Below are 22631 nucleotides of genomic sequence, written 5' to 3' on the forward strand. Positions count from 1 at the left end.
GCTCAGGACTCTCCAAGCCAGAATGTATCAGGCATGTAGACACCGAAATAGGCGGTCGGGTCGTAGCCGTAGAGCGCCTTGTCAGGCAGATTGCGCAGCCGCGAGGATGCCAGAACCGGCTGATGCGTTCCATTCACCGTGCCGATCGAAAACACCTGATCGGTGTAGATCGACAGCATTGAATTCCAGATTTCGGCGCGCTCCGTGGCCTCGGTCGATGCGTTCCAGCGCTTGAGCAAAGCCATCAACTCGACCACAGGCGGAAGATCGGGCGCCTCACCGGCCGTACCATGAGACAGATAGTGAGCACCCCAGAGCGGCCATTGCAGTTGGTCGTCGATGGTGGGGGCCAACTGGTACGGATTCATGTCGGCGGTCGGCACGCCATTGTCGATGCCCGACCATATCGACATCATGATCTCGCCGCCAAGCGCGCGGCTGCGGAAGATGTCGCGCTGCGACGTCCGGACGAACAGGGCGATGCCGATCTGGCGCCAGTGATCGGTGATGAGTTCGAGCGCGTCGGTTTCCAGTGTGCTTTCGCCGGCCGTTTCCACTATGATTTGCGCCGGGCGTCCGTCGGAAAGTATCCGCAGGCCGTCATCGTCACGCGTCCGAAGCCCGACCTCGTCGAGCAGGGCGTTGGCTTGGTCGGGATCATGGGCGACCCAGGCTTTCGCGAATTCCGGCCGGTAGAGCGGGCTCTCCGCCAGGACCGTATCGGCACTTTCCTGCGCCAATCCGTAGAACACGGCCAAATTGATCTCGCGCCTGTCCACAGCGAGCGAAAGTGCGCGACGCACGCGCACGTCACGAAAAAGGCCACGCCACACCTGGTCGGCACAATTCAGATTGGGCAGCAGCGCCAGCCGCGAACCCTGTGTGCGTTTCCAGAGATGCATCTTCACCGGGTAACGCTTCTCCGCATCCTTCAGGAACGAGTAATCGGCAAAGTCAATTCCCATGCATTGCAGATCGCTCTCACCTGCACCGGTCTTGGCGGAAATGATCGCCGACGAGCTGACATTCATGACTACCCGGTCAACATAGGGCAGTTGCCGGCCATTCTCGTCTATTCGATGAAAGAACGGGTTCCGCTCGAAGACGAACTGCTCGGCCGGCGGCTTGGTCCGGTTCTGCCAGGGATCGAGCGTCGGCAGTTCCGGGTTCTCCGGGCGATACTGCCGCGACATGCGGATATGCAGGAGCGTCCATTTCTTGGCCCGGTTCTCCTCCATTAGGCCGGCGAGCCGGAACGGATCCTGGTATTTCTTGTGGAACTGCTTGAGGTAGGCGGCCGGCAGAACAAGCGATAGCGGCGAAGCGGCAGCGAGCTTGGGCAGGAAGTCGGGATTGGGCGCATCCCAACTATACCGGACCGTCAACGGATCGACGATCTCGAAGCGTGGCGGCTTGCCATCCGCCAGCAAGGTCGGGGCGAGCCCGCCTTGCGAAAGCTCATCGTTCAGCCAGACATCTTCCCAGCAATAGCGAAAATCCTCCGGCGTCAGCAGGCTACCGTCAGACCATTTATGTCCTTCCCGTATCTTGAAAGTGAAGACGCGATCATTCGCCACGTCGAAACTTTCGAGAATGTCGGGTCGCAGGTTAAGCTTTTCGTCATAGCCGACTAGGCGAGCATATCCGTAGATCGTCATCATTCGGATATCTTTTTGGCTGCCGATGATCGTGCGCAGCGTGCCGCCATACTGGCCGGGCTGCCGGCCCATCGCGGCGAGATTGAGCACCCGCGGGCTCTTGGGCAAGCGTTCGGCGAGTGGCGGCAGCGCCAGGGCCTTCAACCGCGGCTGAAGAAATTCCGGCTCCAGACCGCTGGCGCGCAACGTGCTCGGCAGAAATGCCGAAGCCATGAGCCCAAGGACGGTGCGCCGGCTGATCAATGGCGTAGCTCGCTGACATTGGCCGAGCGTCGGGCCAGAACGAGGTGGCCGCCGCCAAGATCGAGCGGCGACAGCATATCCTCGTCGCCCTCGTCGCGGAATTGCGGTCCCCATGCGCTGGTGTCCGAAGCGCCGCTGAGCTTCAATGTCTTGAAATCCATCGGCCTGTCGAGATCTGGGAAAGGTACTGCGGCGACCAGTGAGCGCGTGTAGGGGTGGACCGGTTTCCTTAGCAGAATTTCGCGCGGCGCAAGCTCGACGATCCGCCCGCCGCACATCACCGCGATGCGGTCTGCCATGTAGTCCACCACCGCCAGGTTGTGCGATATGAACAGGTAGGTCAGGCCCAGCTCCTTCTGCAGGTCCTTCAGAAGGTTCAGGATCTGCGCCTGGACAGAAACATCGAGCGCTGAAACCGGCTCGTCGCAGATCAGGAGTTCAGGCCCCAGCGCCAACGCGCGCGCGATGCCGATACGCTGACGCTGCCCGCCGGAGAAACTGTGCGGATAACGCTTGATGAAGCGCGGATCGAGCCCGATTGCCTGCATCAGGCTCTTGACAGTGGCGAGCCTGGATGCGGCATTGCCACGTTGATGGATTTCCAGCGGCTCGCTTATAATGTTCTCCACCGTCATGCGAGGTGAAAGCGACGAAACCGGATCCTGGAAGACCATCTGGACTTTCGCGCGCAGCATGCGCAGGGCGTCTCCCTCGCCTTCCAAGACGTCGATCGGTCCATCGCGGCCGTTGAAGATCACAGAGCCACCGCTAGGTGTGACAGCCCGCATGAGGATCTTGCTGACGGTGGTTTTGCCGGAGCCGCTTTCGCCGACCAGACCCAGGCACTCACCCCGCCTGATATCGAAGCTCACGCCGTCCACGGCGCGAACAGAGGTCTGATGATCGCCGCCGAACCATCCGGACTTGCGGATGGTGAAGGTCTTTTTCAGATCCCTGACCGACAGCAGGATGTCGTCCGGCCCCTTCGACGCCGGCGCCGTCTGCTTGCCGAGCAGATTCTCGACATTCACCGGCACCTCGCGGAGCGCCTTTAGCCTTTCGCCAGGCTTCAGCTCGAAATGCGGAACGGCTGCCATCAGGCCCTTCAGGTAGGGATGACCTGGCCGGCGGAATATCGCCTCGACAGGTCCCGCTTCCATGATCTCGCCGTGGTAGATGACCACCACTTCGTCAGCGACATTGGCGACCACGCCGAGGTCGTGGGTGATCAGCAGCATCGCCATGTTCAGCTTGGTCTGTAGCCCGCGCAGCAATTGCAGGATTTGCGCCTGGATGGTGACGTCCAGCGCCGTCGTCGGCTCGTCGGCGATCAACAGGGCAGGCCGGCAGATAAGCGCCATGGCGATCATGGCGCGCTGACGCAATCCTCCTGAAAGTTCAAAGGGATACATATCATAGGCGCGCTTGGGATTGGGAAAGCCGACAAGGCTGAGCATCTCCTCGGTCCGTGCCTTGCGCTCCGCCCGAGCCATGGGCGTATGAATCTGCAGGGATTCGCTGACCTGGTTGCCGATCGTGTGCAGCGGCGACAGCGATGTCATCGGCTCCTGAAATATCTTGCCGATGCGGCTGCCTCTCAGCGCCCGGATTTCGGGTCCATCGCGCGGCATCTTCAGGATATCCTGCGTCGTGCCGGGCTTTTCAGGATCGGAAAACAGGATACGGCCGCGAACATGGGCTGAGCCCGGCAAAATGCCCATCACTGCCTGGCTGAGAACCGATTTTCCGGAACCTGACTCGCCCACAAGCGCGGTAACCCTGCCCGGCAGGACTCGAAGATTTGCGCGCCTGACGGCATGCAACGGTCCGCCGATGATGGCAAAAGAGATGCCAACATCTTCGATCCGCAGCAGATCAACACCCGAATTCATTCCACACCAGCCCCACTCTGGCAGTCCAGAACGTGAGACTAGCGCATTGCCAGTTTAGAGCAACTTGGATTCGAAACGGTCGCCAGTGGCGGAACCGGCGACCGGACTGCCTACCGAAGGCGTTCGGATTTTACTGGAGCTTCCTCGGGTCGCCGGCCGACAGCCGCGCGGTATCGCGGTGAAGCAGCATGACCTGCTCGGCGTCGGATCTTCGGTCATAAATCGGCTCCAGGGCACCGTCTTCATCGAGTGCGAGAGCACCCGACAGATCGGGTGAAAGCACCGTCAGCTTCTTGATGCCCGCCAGTTCCTCGTTGCCGAGCGTCAGCCAGCTGTTAGCGCCGCAGTAGCTGGCGAAGTCTTTGCTGGCCAGAACGCTGTGCGGATATTTCTTGGTCAGGGTCTGGAGGCGCTGGACCTCGTTTACAGCCGATCCGAAGACAGAGAATGTGAGCCGGTCGGTAAGCCCGACATTTCCGAACATCACGTTGCCGACATGCAGGCCGATCCCGAATTTTATGTCGGACAACCCCTTTTCCTTTCTTCGCACATTGAGTTCCGTCATGCGCGCGGTGGCCTTGTGCGCTGCCGCAAGAGCGGCTTGACATGCGACCTCGGACTGCGAGCGGTGCCTTTCGCAAGGGTAGACGGCAATGAAGCCATCTCCTATGAAACTCATGATCTGCCCGCCTTTGCGATTGAAAGGTGCGGCAACGGCGTCGAAAAACTGGTTCAGCGTATCGATATAGGTTTCTCGGCCGGCGGTTTCGGCAAGCTTTGACGACCCGCGCATATCGCCCATGACCAATGCGGCCCGGATTGTATCGCCCTCGCCACGCTTGATCTGACCGTCAAGCACGCGCCTGCCGGCGTCGCCGCCGAGATAAGTGGTCATCATGTTGTCGGCGAGCTTGGTGAGCACCGCCATCTTGGTGGCGATGGCGAGATGGTTCTGGAGGCGCAGCAGCGCCGAAATCATGCTGTCGCTGAAGCCTGCGGCACTGTCGGTGGACCAGGATCCCATCATGCCCTGACTGGTGTTGCCGCTGAAGGGAAGAACGAAAGCCATGTAGTCGGTGACGCCCATAAGTCGGAGTTCATCGAAAACAGGAAACTCCGACGGCACCGACGGGTCGAGCCGGCGTCGCAGATGGTCGAGCTGATTGCTGAGCAGATGGTAATATGGGCTGGTCAGGAATCTGTCAGACGGAACGCCGGCCTTTTTGCGGAAGCCTTCCACTTCCATGCCCTGGCCGCGGAACCAGGTGAAGCCAAGCGCGTCATAAAGCGGATGAAGCATCGAAAAGCTCAGATGCACCCGCTTCAGCGGCAGGCCGGCAGCAGCCAGCCGTTCGCAAAAGCCTTTTATTAATGTCTCCAGGTCGTTGCCCGCCAGCGCCGATTGGTTCAGCCAATCGGCAACCTTATCCATGAGAATGGTGGAAATTTCTGCTTGCGCTGTGCTCATATTATCTCGAAACCCATCAAAGACGGAGCCGTTATCCTTTGATCCGCCATAACACAGTCCGCCAACGACCCGAAGGTAAGACCGCCGAAGTCAACAAGGCTCGCTTCGGCGGCAAAAGCGGCGAAGAATTTCCCGGTTGACTATCCTTGCGGCCAAGGAACAGGCGTAACCGCATCCATGTCCTGCGGCACTATGTGGCGAGGCTGCCGGCGAAGTGCAATCTCGATCCTGACATCGGGCAAGAAATTCGCCGGCTCAGACGCCGTCACGCTTTCACCACCGTCTCGCGGGCTAGCCCGAGGCGGCCAAAAACATTGCGTGTGTCGACGATCAGAAGAGCGTGATCAGCGATCGCCTGATAGTCGATCGCGTCGTGGTCGGTTGCAACGAGGACAGCATCGAAATCCTTCAAGGCCGCCTCGGTCAATTCGACCGAGCGACGCCCCTTGATCGCCATGTGCTCCCGTGTGGTCGGGATCTCGGTAACATGCGGATCGTGGAATTCCGCCTTGCCGCCCCATTCCTCGATGAGTTCAATGAGCCGCAATGAAGGGCTTTCGCGGATGTCGGGCACATTTTTCTTGTAGGCGAGCCCGATGATGAGAATACGCGAGCGGCTGAGCGCCTTGCCGCAGCGCCGGTCCAGCGCCTTCGCCAGTTCATCGACCACATGACGCGGCATAGCCGTATTGATCTCTGCCGCCAGCTCGATGAAGCGGGTCGGCAGTTCGTATTCGCGCGCCTTCCAGGTCAGGTAGAAGGGATCGATCGGAACGCAGTGCCCGCCAAGTCCGGGGCCAGGATAGAAAGGCATGTAGCCGAAAGGCTTGCTCTTTGCCGCCTCGATCACCTCCCAGATGTCGATGCCCATCGCACCGAGCACGACCTTCAACTCGTTGACCAGGGCTATGTTGACCGAGCGGAAGATGTTTTCCGTCAGCTTGACCGCCTCGGCGGTCGCCGTGGTGGAGACCGGAACGACGGTGTTGACCACGCCCTGGTAGAAGGCCTGCACGAGCGTCGCCGCTTCAATGCCGTTGCCTGCCACAACCTTGGGGATCGTCGCGACTTCAAAGCTGCGGTTCCCGGGATCCTCGCGTTCGGGCGAGAAGCCGAGGAAGAAGTCTATCTTCGATTGCAAGCCGGTTTCTTCCAGTATGGGCTTGATCACGTCGTCGGTGGTGCCTGGATAGGTGGTCGATTCCAGCACGATCAGCTGGCCGAGACGAAGATGCTTCGCGATGGTGCCTGCCGTGTTCCTGACAAAGGAGAGGTCCGGCTCACGGTTTTTCGTCAGCGGCGTCGGAACGCAGATGATGATGACATCGCAGACGGCCAGTTCGGCAAAATCCGCAGTGGCGCGGAACCGTCCGCTCGCCACCTGGACGGCAAGAGCTGTCGACGTCACCGCCTCAATGTAGGATTGGCCGCTGTTCAGGCTCTCGACCTTCTGCGCTTCGATGTCGAAGCCCAAAACCGGGAATCCGGCGCGTGCGATCGCAACCGCCAGCGGCAACCCGACATAGCCCAGTCCGATCACGCCGACTTGCGCGGCGCGCGTCGAAATCCGGTTCAGAAGACGGTCATACATCGATTGTGGGGCGTCCAAAAATCCGCTTTCCCGTCAATTCGGACAGGCCGTCCGTTCCCATGGCTAGGCTCACCTGTCCCAAGAACCATGGCCGAGGCATATTGCGGAAGAACGATTTCCGCAAGCCGTCATCAAACCGGTAGCTTGGCCTTCAGGCTTGCGGCAGCCATCGCATAGCCGCCGGCCGCGCCGTCGATGAAATGAACGTGATCGCGCTGCAGCGGCGAGGCGACGAGGCATGTCATCAAGGCCGATTTCTGACGGTGCAGGCCATAGTTGCAGATGCCTGCCTCTTCCGCCTGTTTCAGGCGGTTCTCGATCCGTTGCAACACATCCGCGTCAACGTCGATGGTCATCTTCAAGCCGTCGTCGAACTTCCGGAAATCGGAATTGCTGGCCACATCGCGTTTGTAGACCTTCGGGTCGAAACTGCCGATCGTCCAGCCAAATTTATCGGTGACAGCCGTAAGCGTCATCAGGAAAACTACCCACAGCTTCGACAGCCACCGCCGTCCTGCCGGCGCCGTGGCCCGCGCCTCGATATCGAGGCCGGCGGGCAGCAAGCTGTAGCTCGGACCGTCCACCGGCACCGGGTGGCCATCACGTTCCTGCCTGCTGGCAAGGGCGATGATGTCGGAAACCAGAATCTGAAAACCGCGCAAGTCGCGCGAGGCACCCGGTATGGCTATAATCGAGACGATTTCGCCATGCCGGGCTTCGATCGGGTTCCAGCGGCAGGAGAGGCCGGTCAGATCCGGCCGCGCGCCAGCCGGCGCAGGATCGATGCGGTAGCGCCCCGCTTTCATCTCGGCTTCCGCCCAACTGCCGCCACCGCCGGCGAACATGGCATAGAAGACCGCTTCGGAGGCTTGGAACCTCGCCACGCGAACGTCGAGGCCTTGCGCTCTTATATCCTTTATCGGCACGATTGCGGCACGCAAGGTCAGGTCCAGTTCATCCGCCACCCATCTCTGGACAGCCGCCAGCGCATTGCGCGTGATCTCCAGCGCCGAGCCTGGAAACGCCACTAGCGCGCCGTCGCCGCCGAACACAAAGGGGAGATCTTGCCGACCCAGCGCATTCAGCAGCGCCGAAATGACGCTGGCGCCGGCCATATTGACGGTTTTATAGCGCCCAGCCTCGATCGCCTTGGTCGAGCCGACAATGTCTGCGGCGGCCAGCGCCCAGTTATCGGGGAGCGGTCGATAATTGTCGATATCGGCAACGCTTTCGAACTTTGCGAAGACCGGCAGAGAAGCGACAAACGTGTCGGACGCGGCAGCTGTTTCCATGACCATGAGATAGCACATTCCACTGCTTGAAGGTGAAGTCGATCGTGCGTCGAAATTGACTTGCCCTGGCTTTCCGATGATAGGGTCCAGCGATGCGAATTGCCTTCTACGCGCCGCTGAAGTCACCCAATCATCCCGTTGCCTCCGGCGACCGCCAGATGGCACGGGCGCTGGTCAAGGCACTGAAGCACGGAGGACATAGCGTCGAACTGGCATCCGAATTACGCTTCTATTTACGCCAACCGGAGTCGAAAAGTTTCGATGCGCTCAAGATCGAGGCCCGAGAGGAAGCCGCGCGGCTTACAAGGCTTTGGGATCGTGACGGCAAGCCCGATATCTGGTTCTCCTATCATCCCTATTACAAGGCGCCCGACCTGATCGGGCCCGACCTCGCGTCGGCCTTTGCTGTCCCCTATGTGACAGCGGAAGCTTCATATTCGAGGCGGCGCAACGCCGGTTTGTGGGCTGATACACAAGCGTTGGTGGCGCGAGCCGTCGAACAGGCGGCGCTGAACATCTGCTTCACGCAACGGGATCGTCAGGGACTGACAAACGCAATTCCCGATGCCGCTCTCGGCATGCTCTCACCCTTCATCGACACATCGGTATTCCGGGAAATGCCGGCACGCGGTTGCCCGACGCGCCTCGTTACCGTCGCGATGATGCGCCCGGGCGACAAAGTCGACAGCTATCGCATGCTGGCGCAAGCGCTCGGTCCGATCGGCCACCTGCCCTGGACCTTGTCGGTCGTGGGGGACGGGCCTGCTCGTGAAGAGGTCAAGGCGCAATTCGCCGGCTTGCCCGCCGACCGTATCGAATGGCTTGGCGCGATTGAGCCAGCCGCAGTGCCGGATGTCCTCTACAGTGGGGGAATTTACGTCTGGCCGGGTTTCGGCGAGGCCTATGGCGTTGCCTATCTTGAAGCACAGGCCGCCGGCCTTCCGGTGGTTGCTCAGGACATCGCCGGCGTGCCGGAGGTCGTGCGGGACGGCCAGACCGGGTTTCTCACCCCGCCGGGCGATGTGGCGGCGTTCGCTTCTGCCATTGAAAGGCTTCTGGCCCGTAACGACGAAAGAACCTTCATGGCCGCAGAAGCCAGACGTTTCATCCTCGAAGAACGTTCCCTGGGTGCTGCAGCAGGTCGTCTGGCCGAACTTCTTGGGAAGATCCCGCCTTCATGACATCCGATCAGATCTGGCAGCCTTTGGTGGAAGAACTGGCCTGCTGGCAACGGGCGGACCGTAAGGCAGAGTTCTGGCTGCGCGATGATGACGCCGTGGGTCCGACGCCCGCGCTTGATCGGCTGCTCGACCTCACCGGTGAATTCGGGGTTCCGGTCACTCTGGCCGTCATTCCGGCCCTGACCGATGAGAAGCTTGTCGTCCGGCTTGACGAGGCGCCGCATGCCACGGTCGCCATCCATGGCTGGGCGCACCGAAATCATGCGCCCGAGGACCAGAAAAAGCAGGAACTCGGCGCGCATCGGCCACGCGAGGCGGTGCTCGATGATCTGGCTCGCGGGCTGTCGCGCATAACCGGCTTGCACGGCGCACGTACCGTTCCGATGCTGGTGCCACCCTGGAACAGGATCGACGCCGGCTTGGTATCCGACCTTGGGCCGATAGGATTTGCGGCACTGTCGGTCTATGGGCCGCCGAAGCCGGCTTCGCTGGCTGCCATCAACAGCAATGTCGACATCATGGATTGGCATGGCACGCGCGGCTGCCGCGACCATGGCCTGTTGGTTCAGGCTATCGTCGCGCAATTGCGGCATGCATTCGACGGCGGCGAACCGGTCGGCCTGCTCACCCACCATCTCGTACATGATGAATCGGCGTGGCTTTTCCTCGACCGGCTGTTCACAGTCACCGCGCAGAGTGAGGTCTGCGCATGGCTTCCGATCAGGACATTGATCGAGCGCGGCGCCGGTGGAAGAAATAGCTCAGCGCTTTTTGTGCAATGAGACTGGAAATTTGAGCATCTGGCCATCCCGCGCGGCAAAAGCGCCGGCAAACCGGTCCTTGGCCAGTTTCTCCATCGCGTCCAGTTGCTCGTCGGTGCGTGTCGGATCGTGGTGAAACAGCGCGAGCCCCCGCGCACCGGCCGCCTCACAGAGCTTGACGCCCTGCTGCCATGTCGAGTGCCCGTTACCGCGGCGTCGCTCCATTTCCTTCTCGGTGTAGGTGCAATCGTAAATGACGAGGTCGGCATCTTCGATCAGGCCGAGCACCGACTGATCGAGTTTGTCCGGCTCGTGCTCGGTGTCCGTGATCACCGCCACGACGCGGCCGCCCCATTCGACGCGGTAGCCTATGCAGCCGCCCGGATGGGTAAGACTGCCGGTCCGAACCACCACCCCTTCGCGCGGCCGAAGCACGTCTCCGGACACGAAATCGCGGCAGTCGAGCTTTGCTTTGCAGACGTCCATTTTCACCGGAAACCACGGCGGCCGTATGAACTCATCGATCATCTGCCGGGTCGTCATGAGTCCTGCAAGATGCCCGGACCAAACCGTAAGTTTGACGCTCGGGTCAAAGATCGGCACAAAAGCCGGCAGCCCGATGATGTGATCGTAATGGCAATGGGTGAAAAGCAGATCGAAATCGGTCATATCCGCCGCCTGAAACGCCCTGCCGGCAGGCCGCAGGCCCGATCCTGCGTCGAACAGAAGCGTATGCTTGCCGCATCGCATCTCGATGCAGTTTGTGTTGCCGCCATAGCGAACGAATTCTGGCCCGGATACCGCAATGCTGCCGCGCACGCCCCAAAATCTGATCTGGAAAAAATCGTCGTCCATACTACTTTTCGCCCATCGTAGCTCTAGGCGGTTCGTGCGTCGATCAGATCCGCGGTCGTATGGCTTAGCCGATCGGCAAGAACCCGCACCATCTCGATGGTCATTTCCGGGAACTCCTTCATAAGCCTCAGGAAATGATCCTTCCGGATTCTCAAGGCCTCCAGATCACTTGCCGCACTGACGGTGGCAGTGCGTGAGCTGTTGCACAATATGGCGATCTCGCCGACGATCGAATTTGGCAACAGTTCGGCAACTTTTATCGGCCCGCTGTCGGAATCGACCAGAATATCCGCCCTGCCAGAAAGGATGACATAGGCAGCGTCTGCCTCGTCGCCCTGCCGGAAAAGAATCTGGCCGGCGCTGTAGTTCACGCGATCGGATGTGAACGCGAGCAGCTTGAGCTTTGCCGGCTCAATGCCAGCGAACAAGGGAACGCGTTGCAGCATTCCAACTTCATCCTTGAGCAGCATTATCGCAAACCTTCCTAAATTCGCGTCTGCCAGACTATGACAGAAGTTCCTTGAAGATACCGTTCTCTGCCAAAAGTGTCTCGTGTGTACCGTCCTCCACCAATTGACCCGAGTCAAAGACGATAACGCGATCGAACATCATCGCCATTGCCGGAGTCGTCACCACCCACACAATTGCCGGCGAATGGTCGTCGCGTTCGGCTTGCTCGAGCACGTTTCGCAGCACCTTGTCCTGAATGCGCTGGTCGAGCGCTGACAGCGGCCGGTTGAGAATGAGAAAATCGGGACGCTTGAGCAAGGCCCGGGCAACATCGAGCTTCTGTCGCTGTCCACCGGTCAGCCGCCTGCCGCCGGCGCCGACGTTGAAGTCCAGGCCGACATCCAGAAGCTCGGCATAAAGCCCCAGCTCGTCAAGAATGTCATAAACGATGGAGCGTATCCGGTCCGGCGCGTCGGGATGGTTGTTGCCCACACGCCCGAACAGGACATTGTCCATGACGGTGGCCGCGGCAATGTATTTGGCAGGATCATACCGTTCGATCGCGTTTTGCAGCTCGGGCGGCAGGTTTTCATAGAACTGGTTGCGTGCGGCAACGATCTTGCTCATCAGCTCGTCGCTCAGCAGGCCGAAGCGGTGCCGGGGCTCGATATAGGCAAAGCTCAAGGTGATGATCATGGCGCGGTCGGCCTCCGAAACCGTTTCGTAGGGACGGTTCTTGAGCCGCTGCAGCAAGGTCTCGTAGGCGGGGATCTCCTCGGCGCTCATGAAGGCGAGCTGCTGGAAGAACTGGTGATCGGGCGGCAGGTCGGCAAACAGCTCGATCGCCTGTTCGGCGATTTCCATGCCCATTTCGTAGAGCGTACGGTCGAGGCCGGCCTGCTTCAGTACAGACGCGAAATAGGGATTGGCTGCCAGTGCCTTGTCGGCCAGTTCGGGGCCGGCGGCAGCGCCGAAAAGCAGGTTCTGGCCGATCGTCGCTTCCGTGTTGTAGGCGCCCGGCTCGAAAGGAACCACCAGTTCGCGCAGCCCTTCCTGTTCCAGCCGGGTTCGCAGCGCTGCACGCAGTTCGACGATCCGCCCGGCAAGCTTCGTGTGACGCGTAAGGTCGGCCGAAGAGCGCAAGCCAAGATCCAGAATGTCGCGCGACAGAAGAACCGCGTCGAGCACCCGGCGCACGGCTTCAAAGAGGTCGTGCGGGCCGGTGGCGCCGGCGGAAGCATAGTCGATCCAGTCGCTGTGGATATCGAGATCCGGATTGCCCGACCGGCGCGCTTCGTCGATGTTCCAGCGCTGCTGGTCTGCCGCGGCGCCGTCGTAAGTCACCGATGTGAGCGGCGCATGCTTCAACCCGTAGAGCAGGTTATCGCGCAGGCTGGCCTGGAACAGGAAAACATCCGACGAGGCGTAGGACATGCGCCGGCCGGTCACTGCTTCGGGGAGTTCAAGCAGGTCATCGGCGCCCGAAGCGACCTTTCCGCTTTCCGGCCAGTTCAGCCGCGCGAAGGCTTCTGCTAGCGCCTCCGCTCCGCCTGTTGCGGTGCTGACCAGCGCCACCGTCTCACCCGGCTGGACCTGCAGGGAGATACGGTTGAGGAGCATTGCGCCGCCATCGTCTGCTATGGACAGACCGATCGCTGACAGCGGGTTTGTCATCGGACCGGGATCGTCGATCGTCAGTGCCCCGATGCTCGGCGCAATGATATCCTCGACGGTGAACTGTTCAACGACCTGCTGATATTTGACCTGGACATCCTGCCGATCCTGATCCCAGTCGATCAGTTCCTTCATCGGTCCGGGCAGGTCCTTGTAGGCGCCGATCACGGCCACCAGCTGGCCGACGTCCAGCCGTCCTCCGATGACCAGGTACCCGCCGATCATGTAGAACAGAAAGGGCGTGAGCTGCGCGAGAAAATTGTTGAGGAACTTCACCATGAATTTCCATTGGTAAAGATCGAAGCGGATCTTGAAGATGAGCCCGAGCCGGGATGCTATGTCGGCGCGCTCGTAGTTTGACGTATCGTGGACGTGAACCGCGCCGATGCCGTCGACGATTTCGCCAACCCGGCCCGAAAGCGCGCGCGCCGTCAACTGCCGTTGGCGCCCAAGCACGAGCAGCCGCCGCCGCATTCGCGGGATGAGCACGATCTGGATCACCACGATCACGACCGCTATCATTCCGAGCCAGACGTTCTGGACCATGATAAACAGCATGGCCGTCAGCGCCTGGCCGCCGAGCAGCACCGGCTGCAGGAAGGCATCGCCGATGAAGCCGCCCAGCGGCTCTACCTCGTCCTTCACCATGGTCGCCACTTCGGCGGATTTCACCCGCTTGAAGTAAATCGGCGGAAACCGCAGCACACGATCGACCAGATCGAAGCGGATACGGCGCAGCATGCGCTCGCCGAGGCGGCCCTTGTAGGTGTTGATGTAGAGTTTGAACAGGCCGTTGATGACGACCAGCAAGAGGAACACAATGCTCAGAGCAAGTAGCGTCGCCTTGCGGCCGAGCTGAAAACCGGAGAACAACAGGACCTCGCCAATGAACGGCAGGTTATAGTGCAACCTCATGAATGGCTGGGCCGCGCCCGGTTGCTCGAAGCCCCTGCCCTGGATCGGGCCGTTGACGATCAGCTTCGGCAGGTCGAAAGACATGAAATACGGGATCATCGACAGCAGGACGATCATCAATATCCAGATCTGCTGCTTCTTGGTGTGCGTCCAGATATATCTGGCTAGGCTGGGTTCCATATGCGGCTGTGGACCCTTCAGTTGGAAGGATGCAGAATGTAAAAGCACCTGCTGGCGAATGGCGTATCGGGAATTTCTTCGTCGCCAATGACAAGCTCGAAGCTGCAGTGCACTGAGGTAGTGCTGCGCTCAGCAAGATTGCGTTGTGTCGCCCGAAATCCCAACATAAGAAGGCGACTATGATGGATGTCACGCAACCGCGCAATGGCGGCCTGGACGGGCACGAGCAAGCCTTGGACCTCACCCGAGGAATTGCTGCCTATGTCAAAAGCCCTCTCGTGACTGGGCTGGCGCGGGTCATCGCCAAGCACCCGAAGGCCGATATCGCCAACGCCTTCAACCACAAGCAGGTCGCCTGCAAGATGTGGGCGCTCGACAGGCTGTTCGAAAGCTGCGGCGGCCGGTTCGGGCGCCTATGGGTTCTGGGTGGATGGTACGGCGTATTGCCGGCAATGCTTTTCAACGACGGCCGCTTCGACATCGCGGCGGTCGATAGCATCGACATCGATCCCGACGTCGCGCCGGTCGCCCGGACCCTCAACCGGGAAGCCGGCGACAGGTTCCGGGCGCTGACAGCGGATATGTACGCACTCGACTATGCGGCCGGGCGGCCCGACCTGGTGGTCAATACGAGTTGCGAACACATTGCCGATCTGCGCGCCTGGCTTGCTCTGCTTCCGCGGGGCACGAATGTACTGCTGCAATCGAACGATTATTTCAGCGAGCCGACACACATCAACTGCGTGGCTTCACTTGCGGCCTTCGAAGCAATGGCGGCGCTACGGGAGGTGCGGTTCTCCGGCGAACTGCCGACAAAGAATTATACGCGCTTCATGCTGATTGGAACTGTTTGACGCATTTCGCCCAACAGTCCGTAGCGTTTTTGGGACAACGACCTGCATGAAACAACGACTTGAAGCGCGTCGCATGAATCTCACCAGACTCGACGCCCGTTAGCATCTATCGTCTGTTTGATCATGAACGTTTCCGAAACCGGACCCCACTTTTAGGGACCATGTTCGATACCGCTCGCGCAGGATTTGCGCCGAGCGACGCGCGCCTTCCAGATCCAGACGATGCGCGGATGGCGTCGGACGTACAAGCGCCTGTTGGATCGTTCGCGCCAAACCTTCAGGCGTTAGGTCCTTTTCCATCAGCACCGTTGCAAGACCGAGTTCTTCGAGCATCAGGGCGCGTACCGTCTGTTCGGTTTCCCCGCCGGCTGCAAACGGAACGAGCAAGGAGCGACAACCCGCGCGCAGGACATCGCAGACCGTGTTGTAACCCGCCTGCGAGACTGACAGGCGGGCGCCGGTCAGTAGGCTGGCGAAATCCTCGCGGAACCGGAAGATGGACAAGCACGACGTGGCATCACGTGCGATCACGTCAAACTCGTCTTTCGGCAGATTTGGGCCGGTGATCAAACACCATTTCAAGGCGTTGTTGGCATTCTGCGCCGCCGCGATGGTGGCGCTGACAAGGCTCCTTCCGGCAGCCCCGCCGCCAACCGACACCAGAACGTCGAAGCGCTCGGAGGTCGCGGGCGACGGGGGGGCGGCAACGAGCCCTGTGTAGGCAACTTCGGCCCTGATCGCACCAGCCAATGGAAATGTCTTGTCGATGGTTGCGAAAGCCGGATCGCCATGGACCATGACAAGGTCGAAATGCCTGTTGATGAGATCGACCGTTTCTTCGTTTCGGCCCGGCTTGACGCGCTCCTGAAGAATATCACGCACGGACGTCGCCAGCAGCGGTCTGGGCGACGACGCGTCGATGGCCTCGATCAGCGGCAGGAGTTCGAAACGCATCTGCCGGCGTCCAAATGGAAATGCCTCGACAATGACGAAATCGGGCCTGCTATCCCGGAATGCCTGCAACAGCATCCCCGAACGCCGGTTCTTGAAAGCATCGTCGATGGGTTTGCCCTGCAGGTCGACAAGTCCGGAAAATCCTTCATCGCCGGAGGTGACGGGTGGCAAGGCCACAGATTTTACGCCCAGTCCTGGAAACCCCGCGATCGGCGCTCCGCCGGTCACCACGGTTACGTCAAACCCATCATCGACCAGAGCCGCCGCAATGCGGCTGGCGCGCGCGAGATGGCCGATACCGAGGAGGTGCTGGACATAGAAGAAAGCGCGCAGTCGCTTCATTCGGAGGCCCGCCACTCCCGCTCGAACAGTTCCTTGAGCTGTCCAATGCTTGCCATATGATCGAAATTGCCGCGCACGCGCCGCTCTGCGGCGTCGCCGAGGCGGGCGCGCAGCACGGGATCACGGATCAGGAGCTCCAGCGCCTCTGCCAGGGCAATTGGGTTTTCCGTCGGAACCAGCAGCCCGGTTTCATCCGGCGATAAAAGCTCCGGCACGCCGGAAATATCGGTCGACACGCAGGCAAGCCGCTGGCTCGCCGCCTCCACCAGAACGTTCGGCAGACCGTCCCGGTCGCCATTGGCGGTGATCCTGCAGGCCAGGGCGAAGATGTCGGCGCAGCGGTAGTGCTCAAGCACCTCCTGCTGCGCAAGCGCGCCTTTCCAAGAGACGCGACCATCCAGTCCGAGCTTTTGCGCCAGCGCCTTGAACCGTTCCAGCTCCTCGCCGCCGCCGATATGCTCGAAACGCCACGCCAAATCACCGGGCAAGAGGGCGAGCGCCTCCAACAAGATATCGTAACCTTTCTTTTCGACGGCGCGCCCGACGCTCAGCACGATGACCGGTTCGTCCGGCGCCGAGCCATCATTTTGTTTCCGCGCCTCGCCGAAACTGCCGAAGCGATCAAGGTCGAGCCCATGATAGCTCAGATGCACAGCCGAGTTGCCGCTAGCGAGTTTTTTCAGACGGTCGAAGCCGGTCTTCGTGCAAGTGACCGTCCATCGCGCCGAGGAAAGCTTGCCGGCCAGATCCCAGTCCGCCGAAGTCCAGATATCCTTGGCATGGGCTGAGCAGCTCCAGGGCAGGCCACGAAGCAGGCTGGCATAGCGCGTCACCGATGCCGGTGTGTGCGCGAAATGCGCATGCAGCCAGCCCGCGCCTTCCGGCCATTCGGCCGCCAGCACGAGCGCTTGCCCGAAGCGGCGCACGCGATTGCGCGTAAAGTCGCGGCGGATGTCGGCAGCCAGCGATCCGAGCGCGCGCCAGAAGCCCGGCCGCAGCAGATAGGCAAACAGCGAGCGAACCACGCGCAGCGGCTCCTCATGCAGATATTCCGGCAGATAATGGACGGGCGCTTTGATCTCGTCATGCACGGGGTGGCGTTTTGCGTCGGTCGGCCGCCTGAGCGCGACAAGTATCAGGTCGAACCCCGCGCGCTCCAGACCGAGCAGTTCCTGCGCGATGAAGGTTTCCGACAGCCGTGGATAGCCCTTCAGAACCACGACGATCGTGCGACGTTGCAACTCAGTTCATTCCTTCAATGACCGAAAGGTGAGGACTGGCCCGCCGGTCGAGCAGTTCCGCGACGATTTCGGAAATATGGGGCAGCCCTTCCAGCCTCAGATGCGGATTGCTCTGGGATGGGCGGAGCCGGTCCGGCAGCACCACCAGTGCATCGGCAAACCGCTGGGAATCCTTGGCTTCTTCTGGCAAAAGCATCTCGATGAGTCCGAGTTCGGCTGCGCGCCGAGCGCGGATCAGTTGTTCCTCCCGAGGCTCGGTGCGCGGCACGATCAGCGCCGGCTTGTCGAAAGACAGTATCTCGCAATAGGTGTTGTAACCGCCCATCGCCACCACCGCCTTGGCCCCGGCAATCAGGTCTTCCATACGGTTGTCGAACTCGATGATCTTGATGTAGGGGATCTTGGCCCCCTTCTTGAGCAGCTTGTTGCGCTTGCGCGCCGGCATGTAAGGCCCGAGCACGATCAGCGCCCTATGCTGCAATTGCGGATCCTGCTGATAGGCATCGATGACATCGTGGATCAGTTCCGCGCCGTCACCGCCGCCCCCGGTGGTGACGAGGATATAGTCGCCCTCGGGCCGGTGGCCGGGCAACTCGATCCGCTGCAGGCTCCGTTGCAGGAAACCGACGAACCTCATCTTTGCCCTGACAGCCGGCGGCACATCCAGACCGGTCAACGGATCGTAGAAATCCGGCGGGCCATAGGCCCAGACCCTGTCGTAGAACAGGCCTATCTTGCGCATCACATCCCTGCGTGCCCACTCTGCTTCGAGCAGATGCGGCGCATCCATCACCTCGCGCAGGCCAAGCACGAGCGTGGTACCCCGCGTCTTGAGGTAGGACAGCGTGTCCTCGATCTCACCGCGCAGGCCGAGCGGTTCCTTGTCGACGATGAAGATATCCGGCCGGAAGGTCTCGGCCGTGTGGCGGATGATCGACTGGCGCATCCTGAGCGTCTCGTGCAGATCGATATCCTTTTCCAGCGAGGTGTACTCGCCGTTGCGCAACTTGATGACGCTGGGGATCTTCACGAAGTCGACACGGGCGCGATAGTCGAAGGCGCCGGCGATAGGCGCGCCTGAAATGATCAGCACCTGAAGTCCGCGGAAATCCTCGACCAGCGAATGCGCGATCGTCCGGCAGCGCTGCAGGTGGCCGAGCCCGAACGTGTCGTGGCTATACATGAGAATTCGAGCGTCTTGTACGTGCTGCGTCATTGTTGAACGTCTTTTAGAATTCTCGTTTTGAGGACCGTGGACGACCCACTGGATTCGAAACCACCCTCGCGGGCCACCCACCTGTTGTGAAACATGAGGGCGCAATTTTCAATTTGTATTACTCAAGAGGTCCATATGCTGAAGCGGGAGGCCGCGTCCACTCAGTTGCCCGCTTGCCACTGGTCATGAAGCACCTGCACCATTCACTGGTATTGATCATCCCCGATTCTCCATCTTTGGCTGCCGACCCTGAGCGCTGCCGCCGACGTTATTCGGTTGATCGCCTTGCGGTTGAACGCCCGTGAGCGCAGAGATTGCGGACCGTCACTGCTTCGACGACCCCGTGCTTGCCGGATTGATCGCAGATAAGTCGCGGCCGCTTTTAAGATGGCATCGCCCCACTTCCGTTGCCACGTCGGTGACGTAGCGCTCGGCTGCCTCACGAATTGGGTCAAACCAACGGGTTTCCGGCTTGCGAGTCGGATATTTGTCTGACATAATTTAACATTTACTAATTTTGCGTCAGGCGCACGTGGGATGAGTATGGCCAAGGAACCTTCGAATGCCGCTTCGTCGGCAAGTAAAGCAGACGGAAATCTGTTAGGCAATCCAGCCGAAAACGGGCTGAACTTTATGGCCGCCCACGCTCGCGAGGGCGGGGCCACCAGCGACGCTCCAGGTGTCGACAAGATACGCGATCTGCTGTTCGGCAACCAGATGCAGGACTATGACCGCCGCTTCTCCAAGCTTGAAGAACGGTTCTTGCAGCGCTTCAAGGATGTCGAATCCGAGGCCAAGCGTAATCTTGAAACTTACGAGTCAAATGCGAAGAAGCAGGTTGACTCGCTTGCGACGCAGTTGCGCCACGAGAAAGATGCGCGAGCTGAGGCCGACAAAGAGATTGACCGCAATCTTCGCGAGCAAAATCAGGCACTTGAAAAGCAGGTGCGCGCGTTGTCGGATCAATTGAGCGAGCTCGAGCGCGACGTTTCGGACCGGATAAATCGAAACGATCATTTACTGCGTGAGGAAATCAAGCAGAAGAATGAAGGCGTTCAGATGCTGATAGAGAAAATGTTTGCCGATCTCAGCAACGTCAAGACCGACCGAAATCTTTTGGCTGGCCTGTTTGTCGAGGTTGCAAAATGTCTGAATCAGGATCCCGTCGGCAGCAAGAGCAACTCGGACCGTAGTTGGAAAGTGAGTTGATGGGACCTTGACGTCAACCGTCGACCCAATCAACCTTCCGCAAAGAACAGCCTCGAACGATACAGAGATTGATCGCGAGGCTCTGGCTCGTCTTTTAATCGAAATTGCCCGGAACGTTGATCCGGACTACCGTGCGCGTTTCGACGGAGTTCCAACCGCTGATCCTCGCATGGAAACGCTGCGCCAGTTGCTGGTCAGCCGCGAAATTTCAGAGCTTTCACGAGTCACGCACCTGCTCGACGAACCCGAGCAGCTTGCGGCTGCGGTGGGGAACGTTCTCCCGGACGCGGCCGCACGTTCTTCTCATGCGCAACTCGGCGAGGCCCTTGCGCCGGCTGTCGAAATGGCTGCGCAACGGTCCATCCAGAAGAACCCCCACACGCTGACGGATATATTATACCCGGTGTTTCTGCCGGCTATCCGCAAGTCGATCGGCGAAAAAATCGACCAGACCTTTCAGTCGCTGAATGAGTCTTTAAGACATATATTCACCTGGCATGGGCTCAAGTGGAGATTTGAAGCCTGGCGAACGGGCACAAGCTTCTCGGAAGTCGTTCTTAATCATTCTCTTGTTTATCGTGTCGAACATGTCTTTCTCATCAGCCGCAGTTCCGGGCTTTTGATCGCACATGTAACTGCCGAAAACGCCACCAGCGAAGACCCTCAGCTGATTTCCTCGATGCTGAGCGCAATCCAGGATTTTGTGAAGGATTCATTCAACGAGAAAGAACAGAGCGGACTGGACACGATCCGTTTCGGGGAGCTTCGCCTCTGGTCGGAGGTTGGACCGTTTGCGACCCTGGTTGCTGTGATCCGGGGAAATCCGCCGGAGGAATTACACGAAGTAATTCGCGATGTATTGCTTCGCATCCACGATGAATCCTCACAGGCTTTGGAGCGGTTCGACGGCGACAGTTCGAAAGTGCTCGGCGTAGAGACGCAGTTGCAGACCTGCGTTGAACTGCAGCACGCGGATTCAAATCAGGGATTTCCGTGGCTGGTGGTATCGGCAATCCTGCTGGTTTTGATCGCGGCCGGCGGCTGGTTCTTTCTTTCCTGGCAATCCGGGCAGCGCTGGCAGGCTTACCTGTCGCGACTGGCGACCCAGCCGGGCATCGTCGTCGCCGAACAAAAGATTAGCGGTGGCCAATTCTATATTGCCGGCCTGAGAGATCCGCTCGCCGCCGACCCGCAGTCGCTGTTGTCCGGAACGCAGGTCGATCCCGCTCGCGTTCATGCACAGTGGCAATTCTATCAGAGCCTTGAGCCGGAGTTCGTCTTGAAGCGGCTGACGGCGTCGCTGGCGCCGCCCGCGTCGGTACTTCTTTCAGTCGTCGACAATCGCATCGTTGCCGAGGGCGAGGCTACTGCCGCGTGGATCGACCGGGCGCGGGCCGCCGCCCAGCAGCTTTCGGCGGGCGGGCCGGTATTCGATTTCGCCGGGGTCCGTGAAGAACGCGCGGAGGAACGCTGGCAGGCCTATGTGTCGCGACTGGAGACCCAGCCGGGCATCATCGTTACCGAACAAAATGTGCGCGACGGCCAATTCTATGTTGCCGGCCTGAGAGACCCACTTGGCGCCGACCCGCAGTCGCTGTTGTCTGGAACGCAGGTCGATCCCGCTCGGGTTCATGCGCAGTGGCAGTTCTATCAGAGCCTTGAGCCGGAGTTCGTGTTGAAGCGGCTGACGGCGTCGCTGTATCCGCCCGATACAGTACGACTTTCGATCGTCAATGATCGCATCGTTGCCGAGGGTGAGGCTCCCGACACCTGGATAGATCGGGCGCGCGCCGCGGCCCGACAGCTTTCGGCAGGCGGACCGGAATTCGACATCTCCAGGGTTCGCGATGTGAGCCCTGAAGCGCGCGCGGCGGAGCACTGGCAGTATTACGTGTCGCGACTTGAGGCCCAACCGGGAATCATCGTCGCTCAACAAACGGCGAGGGGCGGACATTTCTACATTTCCGGCCTGAGAGATCCGCTTGCCGCCGACCCGCGAGCTTTGCTGTCCGGGACGGAGGTTGATCCGGCCCGCGTTCATGCACAGTGGCAATTCTATCAGAGTCTTGATCCGAAGTTCGTGGTGAAGCGGCTGACGGCGTCGCTGACCCCGCCGAAATCGGTTCGGCTTTCGATCGTCCAGGGTCGCATCGTTGTCGTGGGTGAGGCACCTGCCGGCTGGATCAGCCGGGCGCAGGCCGCCGCCGAACAACTTTCGGCGGACGGAGTGGTTCTGGATGTCTCGCAGCTGCGTGAGCTGAACCTTGCAGAACTTAATTATTTGCGAGAGGCTATCCAGACGACCGATATTTTCTTCTCTTCCGGCAAAGTTGTGCCGGGACCAGAGCAAACACCGCTTCTCGACAGGTTGGCGGATCAAATAAAGGAATTCGCCCAAAATGCCCGCAAGTCAGGCGTAACAGCGCGGTTCATGTTGACCGGGCATTCGGACACCACGGGCCGTGAGACAGCCAACGCGTCGATCAGCGCCGCCCGCGCCGAGACAGTTCGTGCGCTTCTCAACAAGCGCGGCGTCGCTCCGGAACTGCTGCAGGTTCGGGGGGCAGGCACCTTTGAGCCGGCGGTGCCTGAAAACAGTCAAACTGGGAGCTCCACCAATCGCCGGGTCTCGATTACTGTGAACCTGGAGTAGCG

General features: G+C 60.2%; 16 protein-coding genes. 5 read left to right on the plus strand and 11 right to left on the minus strand.

Annotated features, from left to right (window positions below):
- Nucleotides 1-2: 2 nt before the first annotated feature.
- The 5 genes from ACWGS9_RS19335 to ACWGS9_RS19355 all read right to left on the minus strand — a co-directional run bounded on the left by ACWGS9_RS19335 (nt 3) and on the right by ACWGS9_RS19355 (nt 8144).
- A complete protein-coding gene (locus ACWGS9_RS19335; protein ID WP_454506742.1) occupies nt 3-1901 on the minus strand; it encodes an ABC transporter substrate-binding protein in 1899 nt (632 codons plus the stop codon).
- Nucleotides 1898-3793, minus strand: coding sequence for an ABC transporter ATP-binding protein (locus ACWGS9_RS19340; RefSeq protein WP_454506743.1), 1896 nt, complete (start codon nt 3791-3793; stop codon nt 1898-1900). The genes ACWGS9_RS19335 and ACWGS9_RS19340 overlap by 4 nt, the downstream gene beginning before the upstream one ends.
- Nucleotides 3794-3923: 130 nt before the next feature.
- Nucleotides 3924-5261: an adenylate/guanylate cyclase domain-containing protein gene (locus tag ACWGS9_RS19345; protein WP_454506744.1), complete on the minus strand. Its 1338-nt coding sequence runs from the start codon at nt 5259-5261 to the stop codon at nt 3924-3926.
- A 265-nt stretch (nt 5262-5526) separates the two neighbouring features.
- Nucleotides 5527-6852 (minus strand): nucleotide sugar dehydrogenase, encoded by a 1326-nt coding sequence (locus ACWGS9_RS19350; RefSeq protein WP_454506745.1) that lies wholly within the window; start codon nt 6850-6852, stop codon nt 5527-5529.
- Between the two features lie 131 nt (nt 6853-6983).
- Complete coding sequence (locus ACWGS9_RS19355; protein WP_454506808.1) at nt 6984-8144, minus strand: DUF3095 domain-containing protein; 1161 nt, start codon at nt 8142-8144, stop codon at nt 6984-6986.
- 92 nt (nt 8145-8236) lie between these two features.
- On the opposite strand from ACWGS9_RS19355, the gene ACWGS9_RS19360 reads away from it, so the two are divergent.
- Nucleotides 8237-9325, plus strand: coding sequence for a glycosyltransferase family 4 protein (locus ACWGS9_RS19360; protein WP_454506746.1), 1089 nt, complete (start codon nt 8237-8239; stop codon nt 9323-9325).
- On the plus strand, nt 9322-10107 hold the full coding sequence (locus ACWGS9_RS19365; protein ID WP_454506747.1) for a polysaccharide deacetylase family protein: 786 nt from the start codon (nt 9322-9324) through the stop codon (nt 10105-10107). The genes ACWGS9_RS19360 and ACWGS9_RS19365 overlap by 4 nt, the downstream gene beginning before the upstream one ends.
- Here the strand turns inward: ACWGS9_RS19365 and ACWGS9_RS19370 are convergent.
- Genes ACWGS9_RS19370 through ACWGS9_RS19380 form a run of 3 tightly spaced genes read right to left on the minus strand, consistent with a single transcriptional unit; the run spans nt 10087 to nt 14160 of the window.
- The gene (locus ACWGS9_RS19370) at nt 10087-10941 is read right to left on the minus strand and encodes an MBL fold metallo-hydrolase (protein WP_454506748.1); all 855 of its coding nucleotides are present in this window, start codon (nt 10939-10941) and stop codon (nt 10087-10089) included. The genes ACWGS9_RS19365 and ACWGS9_RS19370 overlap by 21 nt on opposite strands.
- 23 nt (nt 10942-10964) lie before the next feature.
- On the minus strand, nt 10965-11411 hold the full coding sequence (locus tag ACWGS9_RS19375) for a cyclic nucleotide-binding domain-containing protein (RefSeq protein ID WP_454506749.1): 447 nt from the start codon (nt 11409-11411) through the stop codon (nt 10965-10967).
- 34 nt (nt 11412-11445) lie between these two features.
- A complete protein-coding gene (locus tag ACWGS9_RS19380; RefSeq protein ID WP_454506750.1) occupies nt 11446-14160 on the minus strand; it encodes an ABC transporter transmembrane domain-containing protein in 2715 nt (904 codons plus the stop codon).
- A gap of 182 nt (nt 14161-14342) precedes the next feature.
- On the opposite strand from ACWGS9_RS19380, the gene ACWGS9_RS19385 reads away from it, so the two are divergent.
- Nucleotides 14343-15014: a methyltransferase domain-containing protein gene (locus tag ACWGS9_RS19385; protein ID WP_454506809.1), complete on the plus strand. Its 672-nt coding sequence runs from the start codon at nt 14343-14345 to the stop codon at nt 15012-15014.
- A 99-nt stretch (nt 15015-15113) separates the two neighbouring features.
- Here the strand turns inward: ACWGS9_RS19385 and ACWGS9_RS19390 are convergent, their stop codons facing one another.
- Genes ACWGS9_RS19390 through ACWGS9_RS19400 form a run of 3 tightly spaced genes read right to left on the minus strand, consistent with a single transcriptional unit; the run spans nt 15114 to nt 18767 of the window.
- Complete coding sequence (locus ACWGS9_RS19390; protein WP_454506751.1) at nt 15114-16310, minus strand: glycosyltransferase family protein; 1197 nt, start codon at nt 16308-16310, stop codon at nt 15114-15116.
- Entirely contained in the window at nt 16307-17551 is a 1245-nt protein-coding gene (locus ACWGS9_RS19395; protein WP_454506752.1) for a glycosyltransferase, read from the minus strand. The genes ACWGS9_RS19390 and ACWGS9_RS19395 overlap by 4 nt, the downstream gene beginning before the upstream one ends.
- A gap of 1 nt (nt 17552) precedes the next feature.
- On the minus strand, nt 17553-18767 hold the full coding sequence (locus ACWGS9_RS19400; protein WP_454506753.1) for a glycosyltransferase family protein: 1215 nt from the start codon (nt 18765-18767) through the stop codon (nt 17553-17555).
- A 537-nt stretch (nt 18768-19304) separates the two neighbouring features.
- On the opposite strand from ACWGS9_RS19400, the gene ACWGS9_RS19405 reads away from it, so the two are divergent.
- Together ACWGS9_RS19405 and ACWGS9_RS19410 are read left to right on the plus strand one after the other, a co-directional pair.
- On the plus strand, nt 19305-19976 hold the full coding sequence (locus tag ACWGS9_RS19405; RefSeq protein WP_454506754.1) for a hypothetical protein: 672 nt from the start codon (nt 19305-19307) through the stop codon (nt 19974-19976).
- 7 nt (nt 19977-19983) lie between these two features.
- On the plus strand, nt 19984-22629 hold the full coding sequence (locus ACWGS9_RS19410) for an OmpA family protein (RefSeq protein ID WP_454506755.1): 2646 nt from the start codon (nt 19984-19986) through the stop codon (nt 22627-22629).
- Nucleotides 22630-22631 lie beyond the last annotated feature (2 nt).

It is taken from the genome of Mesorhizobium sp. Arg314 (assembly GCF_053714275.1).